The sequence below is a fragment of the Pseudomonas sp. TE21435 genome, from assembly GCF_056279265.1.
On record NZ_JBWBQZ010000001.1, the window covers coordinates 1,279,069 to 1,294,221 of the forward strand.

At 65.7% G+C, this 15,153-nt stretch carries 13 protein-coding genes and 2 pseudogenes; 10 read left to right on the forward strand and 5 right to left on the reverse strand.

The window, feature by feature from the left end:
- The first annotated feature begins 26 nt into the window (after window positions 1-26).
- The 7 genes from ACZ9C1_RS05810 to ACZ9C1_RS05840 all read left to right on the forward strand — a co-directional run bounded on the left by ACZ9C1_RS05810 (window position 27) and on the right by ACZ9C1_RS05840 (window position 8,346).
- Window positions 27-1,199 carry an isochorismate synthase gene (locus tag ACZ9C1_RS05810; RefSeq protein WP_476253721.1) on the forward strand — a complete coding sequence of 391 codons (1,173 nt, stop codon included), beginning with the start codon at window positions 27-29 and terminating at the stop codon, window positions 1,197-1,199.
- A 26-nt stretch (window positions 1,200-1,225) separates the two neighbouring features.
- Window positions 1,226-2,827, forward strand: coding sequence for a (2,3-dihydroxybenzoyl)adenylate synthase (locus tag ACZ9C1_RS05815; protein WP_430944303.1), 1,602 nt, complete (start codon window positions 1,226-1,228; stop codon window positions 2,825-2,827).
- Between the two features lie 17 nt (window positions 2,828-2,844).
- Window positions 2,845-3,711, forward strand: a complete 867-nt coding sequence (locus ACZ9C1_RS05820; RefSeq protein ID WP_023632374.1) for an isochorismatase — start codon at window positions 2,845-2,847, stop codon at window positions 3,709-3,711.
- Window positions 3,711-4,460, forward strand: coding sequence for a 2,3-dihydro-2,3-dihydroxybenzoate dehydrogenase (gene dhbA, locus ACZ9C1_RS05825; protein ID WP_476253722.1), 750 nt, complete (start codon window positions 3,711-3,713; stop codon window positions 4,458-4,460). The genes ACZ9C1_RS05820 and dhbA overlap by 1 nt, the downstream gene beginning before the upstream one ends.
- Before the next feature lie 81 nt (window positions 4,461-4,541).
- Window positions 4,542-5,837, forward strand: coding sequence for a histidine decarboxylase (locus ACZ9C1_RS05830; RefSeq protein ID WP_277504159.1), 1,296 nt, complete (start codon window positions 4,542-4,544; stop codon window positions 5,835-5,837).
- Window positions 5,838-6,275: 438 nt separating this feature from the next.
- On the forward strand, window positions 6,276-7,343 hold the full coding sequence (locus ACZ9C1_RS05835; protein WP_476253723.1) for a GNAT family N-acetyltransferase: 1,068 nt from the start codon (window positions 6,276-6,278) through the stop codon (window positions 7,341-7,343).
- Between the two features lie 19 nt (window positions 7,344-7,362).
- Window positions 7,363-8,346, forward strand: coding sequence for a fatty acid desaturase family protein (locus ACZ9C1_RS05840; protein ID WP_476253724.1), 984 nt, complete (start codon window positions 7,363-7,365; stop codon window positions 8,344-8,346).
- A gap of 141 nt (window positions 8,347-8,487) precedes the next feature.
- On the opposite strand, the pseudogene ACZ9C1_RS05845 reads toward ACZ9C1_RS05840, so the two are convergent.
- Window positions 8,488-8,826 (reverse strand): annotated as a pseudogene (locus tag ACZ9C1_RS05845) (maltotransferase domain-containing protein); the annotation flags it as partial.
- A 139-nt stretch (window positions 8,827-8,965) separates the two neighbouring features.
- Between ACZ9C1_RS05845 and ACZ9C1_RS05850 the strand changes: the two are divergent.
- The 3 genes and pseudogenes from ACZ9C1_RS05850 to ACZ9C1_RS05860 form a co-directional block, all read left to right on the forward strand.
- The gene (locus ACZ9C1_RS05850) at window positions 8,966-9,127 is read left to right on the forward strand and encodes a hypothetical protein (RefSeq protein ID WP_277504162.1); all 162 of its coding nucleotides are present in this window, start codon (window positions 8,966-8,968) and stop codon (window positions 9,125-9,127) included.
- Between the two features lie 111 nt (window positions 9,128-9,238).
- Complete coding sequence (locus tag ACZ9C1_RS05855; RefSeq protein WP_277504164.1) at window positions 9,239-10,225, forward strand: RHS repeat-associated core domain-containing protein; 987 nt, start codon at window positions 9,239-9,241, stop codon at window positions 10,223-10,225.
- Window positions 10,226-10,295: 70 nt separating this feature from the next.
- A pseudogene (locus ACZ9C1_RS05860) lies at window positions 10,296-10,508 on the forward strand (3-methylcrotonyl-CoA carboxylase); the annotation flags it as partial.
- A gap of 139 nt (window positions 10,509-10,647) precedes the next feature.
- On the opposite strand, the gene ACZ9C1_RS05865 reads toward ACZ9C1_RS05860, so the two are convergent.
- The 4 genes from ACZ9C1_RS05865 to ACZ9C1_RS05880 all read right to left on the reverse strand — a co-directional run bounded on the left by ACZ9C1_RS05865 (window position 10,648) and on the right by ACZ9C1_RS05880 (window position 15,121).
- A complete protein-coding gene (locus ACZ9C1_RS05865; RefSeq protein WP_457377615.1) occupies window positions 10,648-11,988 on the reverse strand; it encodes an LLM class flavin-dependent oxidoreductase in 1,341 nt (446 codons plus the stop codon).
- Window positions 11,975-13,519: an MFS transporter gene (locus tag ACZ9C1_RS05870; protein WP_476253725.1), complete on the reverse strand. Its 1,545-nt coding sequence runs from the start codon at window positions 13,517-13,519 to the stop codon at window positions 11,975-11,977. The genes ACZ9C1_RS05865 and ACZ9C1_RS05870 overlap by 14 nt, the downstream gene beginning before the upstream one ends.
- A 70-nt stretch (window positions 13,520-13,589) precedes the next feature.
- Complete coding sequence (locus tag ACZ9C1_RS05875; RefSeq protein ID WP_476253726.1) at window positions 13,590-14,339, reverse strand: tRNA-dependent cyclodipeptide synthase; 750 nt, start codon at window positions 14,337-14,339, stop codon at window positions 13,590-13,592.
- Between the two features lie 5 nt (window positions 14,340-14,344).
- The gene (locus tag ACZ9C1_RS05880; RefSeq protein WP_046857791.1) at window positions 14,345-15,121 is read right to left on the reverse strand and encodes a 2OG-Fe(II) oxygenase; all 777 of its coding nucleotides are present in this window, start codon (window positions 15,119-15,121) and stop codon (window positions 14,345-14,347) included.
- Between the last annotated feature and the right edge of the window lie 32 nt (window positions 15,122-15,153).

The window sequence follows — 15,153 nt, forward strand, 5'->3', positions numbered from 1 at the left end:
CTCACCCATCGCCAAGGAGGCAACCCATGAAGACAGGCACCCTGCGTTTGCAAGACAGGGACACCATGCCGCTCAACCAAGAGGATTCGAGCTTTTCATTCACATCCGGCGAGCGCGAGCTGAGCGTCAGCGGCCTGCGCGAACGCATCGACACCCCGGCTCACGGCAGCCATTTGGCCGGTGGCGCACTGCGGCGCAGCATCGACCAGGCCTTCGAACGCGCCCGCCAGGCCGGGCAGGAAAATCCCATCGTGGTCGGCGCGATCCCCTTCGACACCACCCAGGCTTCCAGCCTGTACGTTCCCGAGGCCTATACCTGGCAGGCGCGCACCGCGGCTCCTGTACAGCCCGGCTCGCTGCCTGCTCTGCTCAGCCAGGCCAACATCCCCGACGAACACGGTTTCAAGCGCGCCGTGCGCCACGCCATCGTCAACTTCCAGCACAGCGATGTGCGCAAGGCCGTGCTCTCGGTACAGCGCGAACTGCACTTTGCCGCGCCCGTGGACACAGCCCAGGTGCAGGCCAACCTCAAGGCACTGAACCGCGAGGGCTACCACTTCCGCGCGCCCCTGGCCGACGGTTCCACCCTGCTGGGGGTGAGCCCGGAACTGCTGGTGCACAAGCAAGGCAGCGCCTTCGTCAGCAACCCGCTGGCCGGCTCCGTGCGACGCATGGCCGACCCCGAGGCCGACCGCGCCAATGCGCAATGGCTGGCGGCGTCGGAGAAGGACCACTACGAGCACCGCCTGGTCACCGAGGACATCGCCCAGCGCGTCGGCGAGCTGTGCAGCCGCCTGCAGGTCCCCGAGCGGCCCTCGCTGATCAGCACTGCGGCGCTGTGGCACCTGTCCACGCGTATCGAGGGTGAACTGGCCTCGGCCGATATCGACGCCCTGCAACTGGCCTGCCGCCTGCACCCGACCCCCGCCGTATGCGGTTACCCCACCGAGCGCGCCCGCCAGCTGATCCGCTTCGTCGAGCCCTTCGAGCGTGGCCTGTTCACCGGCATGGTCGGTTGGTGCGACGCCCAGGGCAACGGTGAGTGGGTGGTGACCATCCGCTGCGGCACCTTCAGCGGCCAGCGCGTGCGCCTGTTCGCCGGCGCCGGCATCGTCGAGGCCTCCAGCCCCGACAGCGAATGGAACGAAGTGCAGACCAAGCTCGGCACCATGCTGCGTGCCTGTGGCCTGGACCATTGACCTCAAACCGGCTTTCCGAGATGCCCATGACCATCGAATTCACCCCCTGGCCCACAGACCGGGCGCAACGCTATCGCGCCGCCGGCCTCTGGAACGACCAGCCACTCAGCCAGTTGCTGATCGCCCGCGCCGCCGTGCAGCCGCAAGCCCCGGCGATCCTCTGCGGCGAACGCCGCATCAGCTATGGCGAACTGGACCGCCGCGCCTCCAACCTGGCGTCGCGCCTGGCCGCCCACGGCCTTGGCCAGGGCGACACGGCACTGGTGCAGTTGCCCAACGTCGCCGAGTTCTACATTGTGCTGTTCGCCCTGCTCAAGGCCGGAATCGCCCCGGTCAACGCGCTGTACAGCCACCGCCAGCACGAGCTGGGCGCTTTCGCCCGGCAGATCCAGCCGGCCCTGCTGATCGCTTCGGCGGAGCATGAGGTATTCCGCAACGAGGCGTTCCTCGACGACCTGGCCAAGGAAGGCCTGCGCCCGAAACTGACGCTGATGCTCGATGCCCTCGACGACTGGAGCGCCAGCGCCGATGTGCGCGGCACCCACTACACCCCAAGCGCCGCCGGCGAGGTGGCGCTGTTCCAGTTGTCCGGCGGCAGCACCGGCACCCCCAAGCTGATCCCGCGTACCCACAACGACTACGCCTACAGCGTGCGGGCCAGCGCGCAGATCTGCGCCCTCGACAGCGCCACGCGCTTCCTCTGCGCGCTGCCAGCGGCGCACAACTACACCCTCAGTTCCCCCGGTGGCCTGGGCGTGCTGCACGCTGGCGGCTGCATCGTCATGGCGGCCAACCCGGAGCCGTTGCACTGCTTCGCCCTGATCGAACGCCACGCCGTGACCATGGCCGCCCTGGTGCCCAGCGCCGTGGCCCTATGGCTGCAGGCCGCCCCCGGGCACGCCGCCAAGCTGCGCAGCCTGCGCCTGCTGCAGGTCGGCGGCGCCAGTTTCGCCGAGGCCTTGGCGCGCCAGGTTCCCGAGGTGCTGGGCTGCAAGCTGCAGCAGGTTTTCGGCATGGCCGAAGGCCTGGTCAACTACACCCGCCTGGACGACAGCGACGAACAGGTGTTCACCACCCAGGGCCGGCCGATCAGCGAACTGGACGAGGTGCGCATCCTCGACGAACAGGGCCGGCCGGTCGCTGACGGCGAGCCCGGCATGCTCGCCACCCGCGGCCCCTATACCTTCTGCGGCTACTACAAAAGCCCCGAGCACAACGCCCAGGTGTTCGACCAGGACGGTTTCTACCACTCCGGCGACATCGTCCAGCGCAGCGCCGACGGCAACCTGCGGGTCGTCGGGCGGGTCAAGGACCAGATCAACCGCGGCGGCGAGAAGGTCGCCTCGGAGGAGATCGAGAACCTGATCGTCATGCACCCCGACGTGACTCATGCCGCCCTGGTGGCGCTGCCCGACGAACTGCTTGGCGAGAAGAGCTGCGCGTTCATCGTCTCGCGCAACCCGCAACTCAAGCCGATCGCCCTGCGCCGCCACCTGATGGGCCTGGGCATCGCCGAATACAAGCTCCCGGACCGCATCCGGCTGATCGATGCCATGCCGCTGACCGCGGTGGGCAAGATCGACAAGAAGCAACTGCGCGCGCTGCTCGCCGTCGCCCCGACCGCCTGACCGTCCAAGGACCCGACATGACCATTCCAACCATCCACGACTATCCCATGCCGCAACCGGCCAGCTACCCGGCCAACAAGACCACCTGGCAACCCGACCCGGCCCGCGCCGTGCTGCTGATCCACGACATGCAGCGCTATTTCCTGCGCTTCTACCAGCCGGACGGAGCCCTGCTCACCGCGCTGGTGGACAACCTGTCGCGGCTGATCCAGTGGGCTCGCGCGCAGGGCATCCCGGTGGTCTACACCGCCCAGCCCCATGAACAGCCGCCGGAAGACCGCGCCCTGCTCAACGCCATGTGGGGCCCGGGCCTGCCGGCAGCGAGCCCCGAGCAGCAACCGATCATCGACGCGCTTTCGCCACAGCCGGGCGATACCGTGCTGACCAAGTGGCGCTACAGCGCTTTCCAACGCTCCGACCTGCTCGAACGCATGCGTGGCTGGCAGCGTGACCAACTGCTGATCGGCGGCGTGTACGCCCATATCGGCTGCATGATCACCGCCGCCGATGCCTTCATGAACGATATCCAGGCCTTCCTGGTGGGCGACGCGGTGGCCGACTTCTCCGAGGAAGAGCACCGCCTGGCCCTGAAGTACGTGGCCACCCGCTGTGGCCATGTCACCGACACCGCCACCCTGCTGACCCAGCCGGCGGGCGTGACCACCCGCGACTGGCTGCACGGCCGGGTGCGCCAGATGATCGAGGACGACAGCGAGCTCGATCCCCAGGAAAGCCTGATCTTCTACGGCCTGGACTCGCTGCAAGTGATGAAGCTGGCGGCCGAGCTCAAGCAGCGCGGCATCGCCGTCAGCTTCGAGGAGCTGGCCAACGCGCCGACCCTGGACGGCTGGTGGTCGCTGGTACAAGCGCGGGGGGCTGCCTGATGGCCATGGCCCGCTTCACTGGACGGCGCGTGCTGGTCACCGGCGCCGCCAGCGGCATCGGCCGCTGCGTGGCGCAGCGCTTTGTCGATGAAGGCGCCGAGGTCATCGGCCTGGATTGCGAGGAGGCCGACGTGCCGTTCCCGCTGCTGCATGTCGACCTGACCGACCCGGCCGACGTGCAACGGGTCTGCGACCGGCTCAAGGAACAGGCGCAGTATCTCGATGTGCTGGTCAACGTCGCCGGCGTACTGCGGCTCGGGCTCAGCGACGAGGTGTCCTGCGAGGACTGGCAGCGTTGCCTCGACGTCAACGCCAGCGCGCCGTTCTACCTGATGCGCCAATGGACCCCGGTGTTCCGCCGCCAGCGCCGCGGCGCCATCGTCAACGTCGCCTCCAACGCCGCCCATGTGCCGCGCCTGAACATGGCCGCCTACTGCGCCTCCAAGGCCGCGCTGGTCAGCCTCAGCCACTGCGTGGGCCTGGAGCTTGCGCCCTACGGCGTGCGCTGCAACGTGGTCTCGCCGGGCTCGACGCGCACGCCGATGCTGGCCGGCATGCTGGGCGATCCGGCGGCAGAACGGCAGTTGATCGACGGCCTGCCACAGCAATTCAAGCTCGGCGTGCCCCTGGGCAAGATCGCCACGCCCGAAGACATCGCCCATGTGGTGCTGTTCCTCGCGTCCGAGCAGGCCGGCCACGTGACCCTGCAGGACATCGTGGTCGACGGCGGCGCCACCCTGGCCGCCTGAGCCCGACACGACCACCGACAAGGACTTTCACCCGCAACGCGCCCGGCCCAGGTCGGCCGGGCGCGCTCCATGGAGCTGGACATGACATTCTCACCTGCCGACCACGCACGTCTCGAGGGGTTCTGGCGCTACTGCCTCACCCACCAGTACTTCAATGTCGGCTACCCCGAATCCGCCGATTTCGACTACAGCCTGCTGCACCGTTTCATGCGCTTCTCCATCAACAACTGCGGCGACTGGAACGAGTACAGCAACTACCTGCTCAACTCCTTCGATTTCGAGCGCGAGGTCATGCGCTTCTTCGCCGAACTGTTCCACATCCCCTTCGAGGACAGCTGGGGCTATGTCACCAATGGCGGCACCGAAGGCAACATGTTCGGCTGCTACCTGGCCCGCGAGCTATTCCCCGACGCCACGCTCTACTACTCCCAGGACACCCACTACTCGGTGGCCAAGATCGTCCGCCTGCTGCGCATCAAGGCCCAGGTGGTGGCGTCCCAGGCCAGTGGCGAGATGGACTATGACGACTTGGTCGCACGGATCGCGGCCGACGGCGAGCGCCACCCGATCATCTTCGCCAACATCGGCACCACCTTGCGCGGCGCCACCGACAATATCGCCGTCATCCAGCAGCGCCTGGCCCAGGCCGGCATCCGCCGGGAGGACTACTACCTGCACGCCGACGCGGCACTCAGTGGCATGATCCTGCCCTTCGTCGACGCCCCCGAGCCTTACTCGTTCGCCGACGGCATCGACTCGATCTGCGTCTCGGGGCACAAGATGATCGGCTCGCCGATGCCCTGCGGCATCGTCGTGGCCCGGCGCGCCAACGTCGAGCGCATCTCGGTGGAGGTCGACTACATCAGCGCCCGCGACCAGACCATCAGCGGCTCGCGCAACGGCCATACGCCGCTGATGATGTGGGCCGCCCTGCGCAGCCGCTCCATGGACGACTGGCGTGAGCGCATCCAGCGCTGCCTGGACCTGGCCCAGCATGCGGTAGACCGGCTGCGGGCAGCCGGCATCGAGGCCTGGCGCAACCCTAACTCGATCACCGTGGTGTTCCCCTGCCCCTCGGCCAGCGTGTGGAAGCGGCATTGCCTGGCCACCTCGGGGGATACCGCGCACCTGATCACCACCGCCCACCACCGGGACAGCACGCAGATCGATGCCCTGGTCGACGAGGTGATCGCCGATCTCAAGGCCCGTGGCAAGCCGCCGGCCAGGCAACCGTTGCAAGGCGCCCTGGTCGACGGGCTGGCCACTCGCACCCAGGTCTACAGCACTGCCGGCCAGCCACTGCGCGTGCCTGCACCGAGCCTGGGGAAACCTGAACCGCAACGCATCATCGCCCATCCCAAGGGCAGCGATAGCTGAACGCCGAGTCGTCATTACGGGCGTAAGCATGTAAGCCTATGCCTACAACACATGACCCTGGAACCTGGCGTGCCGAAAAACCGGGGGCGGGCTGATCCGCCCCTTGCCCGCCCCACACAGGCCACCGCGCAGGCGACCCTCCGTGCGCGTTTGACAGCCCATGGCATGGCTCTATAGTCGGTTTCCTGGCAACGGGAAGGATTTCTGTTTGCCTCGGACAAGAACCCCGCCATGTACAGGAGTTGCGTAATGGCCACGCTCACGGATGACGCTCCGTTCAAACCCGCCCTGCCTTGCCTTTTGCTCGCCCCCGCCAGCCCCGCCGTCAACCGACGACATCCTCGCCACTGACCGCAGCGCCAAAACCGACACGTACCCGTGACCTGCCCTGGGCGGTCACTGCCTTCGTTCGCCTTCAATAAAGACAATAGGTGCGTCATGACTGCGACCCGTTCACCGCAAACGGCCGTTGCGCCGTTGCCGGAAACCGAAACACTGCGCTATCGCCCAGCCAACCCCGCCGATATCGAAGCCCTCGCCGCGCTGTTCCAGCAGGTCTATGGGCAGACCACCCACCCCTGCCAGAGCGCGTCCTACATCCGCTACTCGATGAGCAGCGGGCAACAGCAGTGGTTCGTCGCCGAGGCCGAGGGTAACCTGGTCGGCTGCTGCTGCATCGCCCGCCGCCCGTGGAACCAGTCGTGGGAGGTGTGCCACGGTGTGATTCACCCTGACGCGCGCAGGACCGGCGCCATCTCCAGCCTGGTCCGCCTCGGTTTCGAGACGCACCGGCCAGCACCCATGGAACTGGGCTTCTACATTACCCGCAACATCGCCAGCCACGGCGTCATGAAGAAGATCCGCCCCGCCGTGCTGGTGGGCCATGACGGTGGCCCGGACAAGGTCGATGGCCTGCGCGAGTATCACCTGACCGCCATCCACCCCGTACCCCAGGCCCGCTTTGCGCACGTCGCCCCCTGGTACGTGACCACCCGCGCCGCCGACTATATCCGCAGGCTGCTCTACCCCGCCCTGCAGCTTGCCGTTGTCCCCGGCAGCTACCCGGACACCTACCTCAGCGGCCCGAGCGGCGCCGAACGCCATGGCCAGCTCAGCTACAGCCACGACCCGCAGGCCGCCGCGCTGATGCTGTCGGGCCAATGCGGCCACTATGCCTCGACCCATGCCGTGCTGACCGAGCTGGGCGCGCTGCTGCGTCAGTATTCCCAGGCCGAGTACGTCGGCCTGGTGATCCTGGCCGACAAGCTGGAGCTGCTGGCCAGCCTGCGCCGCCTGGGCTTTGCGATCACCGCCTACCTGCCGGCCTGGCACCTGGAGAACGGCAGCCGCTACGACTGCATCCAGCTGGTGTTCCAGGACTTCGCCGTGGCGCCGCGCAGCCACGGTTTCGATGATGACATCGCCCGCTTCGACCTGGCCTACGCGCACCTGGCCAACAACCTCTGCAGCCTTCCCGCGGCCCCGGCTTCCCGGGCCGCCAGCTAACCGATCGGAGTTTCAGCAAGTGACCAAGGACCAATGGCTTAGTGTAAGAAAACAGATCCCCGACGGCGCCCGGGAACCCTGGACCGTGATGTTGTGGGTCGCCGACCTGCTGCTGCTGGCGGTGGCCTGGAACCTCTGGCTCGCCGACTCAACGGCCCTGCAGTTGCTGGGCCTGGCGCTGGCAGGTCTGGCCACCGTGCAGCTCTACCTGATCATGCACGAGGCGACCCACGGCGCCGCCTCGGCCAACCGCCGGTTCAACGATTTCATCGGCCACTGCAACGGCTGGCTGATCGCCCTGCCGTTCCTGGTCCGCCGGCGCTTCCACATGGCCCACCACACCTGGACCGCGCACCCGCTGAACGATCCGGAGAACCGCGGCATGATCGAGCGTTTCTCGGTGATGACCAAGAAGCAGGAGCGCACCCTGGAGTTCGTCTGGAAGCACTGGATCCCGATGATCGCCGCCAACCACTTCCTGCTCAACTGGCGCGCGCCCTTCATCGCCAAGGCCAAGGGCGACAGCTCGCCGCGGATCCTCAAGGAGATCCGCTTCGCCCGCCTGTACCTGGCCGGCTACCTGGCGGCGGCCGTGCTGGCCTGGAGCCTGGGGCACCTGCTGGACCTGGTGCTGTTCTACCTGATCACCTGGGTGTTCCTGTTCTTCATGGTCGAGCTGCTCAACCTGCCGCACCACGCCGAGGCCCCGCTGCTCGCCCGCGATGCCGATCGCCTGCAGTTCTGGGAGCAGGACGGCGTGTCCCACGACTGCAAGAGCCTGCCGCTGTGGTCGCGCTTCGTGATCCTCAACTTCAACCTGCACATCGTTCACCATGCCTTCCCCTCCGTGCCCTGGTACCGCCTGGCCAAGGTGCAGAAGCTGCTGGGCGAGCATGAGCTCGGCCATGCGCCGTCGCAGACGCATGAATGGGAGTTCGCGGTGAAGAACCGACGCCGGCCGTTGTTGCAGCTGATGGGGCATTTCTTCGATCAGCGGAGTTGAGCTGCCCCCTCTGAAGTAGCACGGGGCTGCGTGGGAGCGGGCTTGCCCCGCGATGCGCCGCGCGGGCGGCGCTCGATTTCAAGATCGCTGCTGCCGCCTGGCACTTCGCAGCCCCAACACGCTCTGCGCGCGAACCTGAAGGAACAGCTCATACCAGCTGGCAAACTGGGTCGCCTCGCGGTCCACGTCCAGCGGGAATTCGCGACTGCGGGTGAGGTAGCTGCGGTGCTCGGCCTCCCCATCAGACGTGCGGCGTCGGGGTGCAGCAACAATTTGTATTTCTTGGCAATAGGTGGCCCAGGGGCCGATCTAGGCCTCGATGCTGAACAGGTGCAGGCCCAGCTCGGTGGGGGTGAAGTCGGCCAGCCACAGGTCGTTGCCCGGCGAATGCATGACCACGCAGTGCAAACGCCGGCTGGGGGCCTGGTCCGGGTGATCGCCCGCCATGGGCACGCTTTCGAACGGCTCGTTACCAGACATCGACCATGCTCCCTTGGGCTGGTGGCGGAAAGGGTTCAGAGCCGTGCGCAAGCGCGAGGGTTCAAAAAGAATGAGCGCAGGGCGCAAGCCCCGGTCAAATCCTGCGACACCTCTTCATTCATCCCGCGAGGCCAGGCCCATGAACATTCCCATTCCACCGGAGACACCCGACCCGAACATCGACGACCCGACCTTGCCGCCGCCGGTGCCCGAGGAGGACCCGGACGAGCTGCCGATCAAGCCGACCGTGCCGCCTACGGTGGGCGACCCGCCGAGCCTGGAGCCGCCGGTGAACGCCTAAGGATAGACCGGAGAACTGATAAATTTGCCAGTTGATAGCCCCACGACATGCCGTGATTATGAGTTACGGCAAAAATGTCCTATCGAAGAAAACTAATTGAGAAGTCAGGGTATGCCAATGGTCGACAGGAAGCTTCATGTGAAGCGATTCTTTTACCTTGATAACAATCGCACCACGATTCTTGAGGAAGAACGTCAGACTTCAATTTTAAGCCACGGTGGCTTACCGGTTGGTTGGCTACTCACTACAGCCGATAAAAATTTCGTCAACCTTGCCGCCTGCGATTTGCAACACACTCCCATGCGAACATTTTATGTGGCCAGGGTCCAATCCAGCATGTTCAGCGTATATGGCACAGCTGGACGCGAGGAACTGCTACCGATCGCTTTCAAGGGTGAGCGCCCCGAGGAACCTACTCTCCATTATTTACTTGGCAAGGGGCAGCGCTCTTATGTACCAACTCTGATGAGATTTTGTAGCCCGGACAGTGAAAGCCCTTTCGATCTAGGGGGGATCAACAGCTACGCATTTGCATCCGGGGATCCAATAAATTTCAGCGACCCTTCAGGGCATCGGCGAAAACCGCACATTATTCCTCTTCAGAAAACTGATGGCTCGGTGCGGTACCTTGGAGAGTTGACTGGCGAAACGCCTAAGGCTAGGGCCATCACTATAATTCACAACACCGACAACATGACAGTAATCGCCGGACATGGGCGCCCTAGAACCAGCACAATTGGAGGGTTCGAACCCAAAGCGCTATTAGCAGAAATGAAGAGAGAAAACATAGAACTATCCAATGGACCGATACATCTCATTCGCTGCCATGCTGGTAGTTGGTATGAGGATCATAACTTCAATCCTGTCAAGCCCCCAGGATTGGTTCTAGCCCGGCTAGCCAACAGGCCAGTAACTACTTACCAAAAACAGGTACCAGTCAGTCATGCGTTCGACTCACAGGGGAATCTCGTCTCTATGACAATTCGTACGGCACCCCACCCGAACCCTGAACCGATAACCTTTTATCCTCGTTTCGGGCAGGGATTGAGAAATTTCATCAGCGACTTCATGGATCGGTTACGAAACTTTCTTAGCTAGCCTTCAATACTTCTAAAACACGACCCTACTCACACTATGGAAATCCGATTCCAAAATGCGCCAGCTGCTAGTCAGCGAGGGCGTCGTGGTATCGCCGTTCTACGACCCGATGCTGGGCAAGCTGATCGCCTGGGGCCAGGACCACGAACAGGCGCGCCTGCGACTGCTGGCGATGCTTGATGAGTTCGCCATTGGGGGGCTGAAGACCAACATTATCTTCCTGCGCCGCATCCTGGCGCACCCGGCGTTCTCCCCGACGGAGATCGGTTCATCAGGCCGACCTAGTGAGAGTCAGGGCCTGCCTGACGCAGGCCATTGTCAGGCCATTACCGGCCCGCACACAGAAAATCTGACAGTCCCGAGCAGCTTGCCCCGCGATAGCTTTAGCGCCATCGCGGGTCAAGCCCACACAGGTGCCACGCTCAGTTCGAAAAATACCGGTTCGGCACATACCGCAACCCCAGGTTCTCCCGCAACGTACGCCCCTCATACTCGCGCCGGAACAAGCCCACCCGCTGCAACTCCGGCACCACCTGCCCGATAAAATCATCCAGCCCGCCCGGCAGATGGGTAAACAGCAGGTTGAAGCCATCCGCCGCGCCTTCCTCGAACCAGCAGGCCATCTCCTCGACAATCTGTCCGGGCGTGCCCACCAGCAGCCGGTGTCCGCCTGCGCCGAGCCTGGCCAGCAGTTGTCTGGCGGTGGGCCGTTCGCGGCGGATCAGGTCCACCACCAGCTGCTGGCGGCTCTTGTGCCGTTCGGTCACTGGCAACGGGGCCGGCAGCACAACCGGGGCATCGGGTGGCAGCCGCTCCAGGTCGATGCCGATATCCAGCAGGAACGACAGTGCCTTGAGCGCCGCCTCCGGATCCACCAGCGCCTGCAGTTGCTCGTGCTTCTCCTGCGCTTCGCTGGCCGTGCGCCCCACCACGGGCGCCAGGCCCGGCAACACCAGCAATGATTGCGACGGCCGACCGGCCACGGCCAGGCGCTGGTGGATGTCCGCATAGAATGCCCGGCCTTCGGTCAAGGTCTGCTGGGCGGTGAACACCAGCTCGGCGCTGCGCGCCGCCAACGCTCTTCCGGCTTCAGAGGAGCCGGCCTGGGCGATCACCGGCCAGCCCTGCAACGGCCGTGGCGCATTCAACGGGCCACGCACGCGAAAATGCTCGCCCTGGTGGTCGAGCACCCGCATCCGCGCGGGCTCCAGCCAGGTGCCGGAGGCCTTGTCCAGCGGGAAGGCATCGTCCGCCCAGCTGTCCCAGAGCCCGGTGACCACGTCGAAGAACTCCCCGGCACGGGCATAGCGATCGGCATGGGACACGTGCGCCGCGTGGTTGAAATTCTCGCCGCCGATCAATCCCGTGACCAGGTTCCAGCCGGCGCGGCCAGCGGACAGGTGATCGAGGGACGCGAAGGTGCGGGCGATGTTGTACGGCTCGTTGAAGCTGGTGTTGGCGGTGGCGATCAAGCCAAGGTGGCGGGTCACCACCGCCAGTGCCGGCAGCAGGGTCAGCGGGTCCCAGCGCAGGCTGTGGGCGCTGCTGCGCAGCACCCGTGGATCCAGCTCGCCGACGGCGACGTTGTCGTTGAGGAACAGCACGTCGAAACATCCGCGCTCAAGGGTCTGGGCGTACTGTCGATAGCGCTCGAAGTTGATCGAGGCATCGGCGTCGGCCTGCGGGTGTCGCCAACTGCCGGCGTGGGCGCCGGCGCCGGAGAGAAAAGCCCCCAGTCGCAGGCGGCCGTCACGCCTTGCCATGGCTGGGCTCCTGGGCAGGCGCAGGTGCTTTTGTCGTGCGCAGCAGCAGGGTCACCGTGCCCCAGACCAGCAACAGGCTGACGGCGAGGAACACCATCAACGCCTGGTAGCCGTCGAGAAACGCGGCATGCACCCAGCCCTGCAGGACGTCGCCGCCCTGCCCCAGGTGCTCGCCCAGCAGGGCCGCGCCCTGCTCCGGCGCCGCCGCCGCCCTGGCCAGCCAAGCGGTCTGCGCAGGTACGCCCGTGGCGCCGGACAAGGTATCGGCCGCCACCGCCCGGTACAGCCCCACCCCGACCGCCAGGCCGAGCCCACCGCCGACATTGTGCAGGGTCATCAGCGAGCCCATGGCCACCGAGCTCACCTGCTGCGGTACCGAAGAGATCCCCAGCACCGTCGAAGGCCCGAGGATGCACGCCCAGCCCAGCCCCATCACCGCGAAGGCGCCGAGCAGGTGCAGCAACGAAGTCTGCTCGCCGAATGCCGCCTGCAGCACGGCGGACAGCACGAACAGCAGTAACCCGGCCTGCACCAGCAATGTCGGGCCCTTGCGGTCCACCAGGCGCCCCACCCACGGCGACAGCAACGCCACGCCGAGCGTGGTCGGCAGCAACAGCAGGCCGCTGGTCTGCACGCTCTCACCACGGATCAACGCCAGGTACAACGGCATCACGAAAAATGCCACGCAATAGAACACTGCCAGGCCGAAGCTGGCGGTGACCGCCGCGACGAAGCGGCGGTTGGCGAACAGGCGCAAGTCGATGATCGGCGCCTCGACCCGCAACTCGACCGCGACGAAGGCCAGCAGGGCAAGCAGCGCCACCCCCAGCAGGCCCAGGGTACTGGCCGAGGTCCAGTCCCAGTCGGCGCCCTGGACGATGGCCAGCACCAGGCTCGGCAAACCCAGCAGCAGCAACGCCGCCCCCAGCCAGTCGAGCCGTGCGCCGTCCTCGCCGGCCCGCGACTCGTCCGCCGCCACGGCGATGATCGCCAGGCTGAGCAACACGAACGGCACGTTGACCAGAAAGATCCATTGCCAGCCGAAGGCGCTGGTAATCAGCCCGCCCAACACCGGCCCCGCCGCCAGGCCGATGCCATTGACACCGAACAGCACGCCGAACGCCTTGCCCTGTTCCTCGCTGGCGAAGGTGGCCGCGACGATCGCCCCCGACGCGGTGTACAGCACCGCGCAGGCCAGGCCCTGGGCGATCCGCGCGGCCACCAGCGTATCGATGGTGCTGGCCAGCCCTGCCGCCAGCGAGGCCAGTCCGAAGACCGTGAGCCCGAGGTTGAGTACCCGCCGGCGGCCTTTCAGGTCGGCCAGCCTGCCCACCAGCACCATGCTGCTGGACAACGCCAGGATGAAGCCGTTGATCACCCATTGCAGGCTGCCCACCGAGGCGCCGAGGTCGGCCTGCAACGCCGGCAGCGCGGTGTTGACGATGGTGAAGTCGACGCAGCCGAGAAAACTGGCGATGCTCACACCGAGCAAAGCCCACCATTTGCGTTGCTGTTGCGCAAAAACGCCCATGGAAACTCCTGTTCCGGATTTCAGTGTGAAGGCCATCGTCCGTGTGGCGTGGGGCCTGCGTGGCTAAAGGTCAGATGGCAATGGCGCTGGCGGCCCAGGCCGGATGCACCACCCCTGGCAGGGTGAAGGGAATCGGAATGCCGCGTTTCTTGAACTTCAGCGGCAGCCAGTGCACGCGGTCTGGCGCGTGAGGCTCGACCAGCAGGCGCCGGGCGGTCGCCATGGCGTCGGTCATCTGCTGCGGGTAGATCACGTAGTCGTACCCCTGCTCGGCCCACTGCGGCAGGATGATCGGCACTTCCTCGAGGATGTACTCGCGGCACTGGGCGGCGGCGCGCTCCAGGTCCGCCTCGGGGTCACGCACTCGCAGACGCTCGATGAACACGCCAATGGTGGCTTCGATGGCGCCGCGCAGGTCCTCGCTTTCCCGATAAAGCTGGTTCACCTGCTGGCGCAGCTCGGCGTAACGGTCCGAGGCCAGCTCCTGGTTCCAGCGGCTGATGCTTACCGGCGCCTCCAATCCGGCCAGGTACTTGCGGTTGCGCGCCAGCCACGCGTCACCATCGCGAATCGACGCCGACAGCGCCTCGCCCGGCGACTTGCCGTGCTTGTTGTGGCGCTGCAAGGTGTCGGCCACCACCACCTTCACCTGGCTGAAGCCAGACTTGTTGATCAGGTGCACGGTGGAGCTGAGCTTCTGCTCCTCGTGGTATTCCTGGCCCACGCTGACTGCCAGCACGCAGCGCTTGCCGGTGAAGTCCAGCGCTTCGCCGCCCTTGTTGAAATAGGCTTTGAGGTTGATCGCTTCCACATTGCTCATGTTGCTTAGCTCCAGTAGGCCAAAGGCTGGTCGTCGCCGAAATAACCGATGAATACGCCGAGGGTGACCCGGGTGCTGGTGGCCGAGGGGCGCACCGCGTGGATCAACCGCGGGTTGAGAAAGATCAGGTCACCCGCCTCGGGCTTGACCACCAGGTCCGGTGGCGGCAGCAGGTGGCGCTCGATACCGTAGGCGCGCTGGCCACGCAGGCGTTCGTACTCGGCCTCGTCGGGGTGCAGGTTCCAGATCTCCAGCTCGCCGCCGTCCTCGGGGATCTGCAGGTAGATGTTGGTCGACAGCTGGGTGAGCAGCCGCGGCTGGTGGTCGGCCGGGGCATTGCGGGCCAGGTCATCGGTATGCGGCGTGAGGTCGACGTTGTTGCCCTGGAAGCGGGCGATGCCGACGAAGCACTTGCGCCCGTTCACATCCAGCAGCCGCGCCCCTTTGGGCCAGACCTCGTCGAGCAGCAGGCGCAGATGGTCGATGGGCGATGCCAGCGGGCCGAAGGCGCTGCGGATCTTGCGAATATTGGCGATGGCCTGGCCGTGGTACTCGGCGCGGCTGGCCTCGTCCCTGATCTCGATGTAGGCCTTGCCCAGGCGCACGAACTCGGTCTGCTCGCTGAAGGCACCACGCAGCTCGTGATGACTCAGGCGCTCCAGGGCCAGGGCCACGGTATCGGCGGGTGCGAAGCCTTTGATCAGGATGCCCAGTGTGCGGGCGTGAATCACATCGTCTAACTGTGCGGCGGTCAATTCCTCGACCGTGGTAATCGTCAGCATGAACACTCCCTCGCGTATTCCTGAACGGTTTG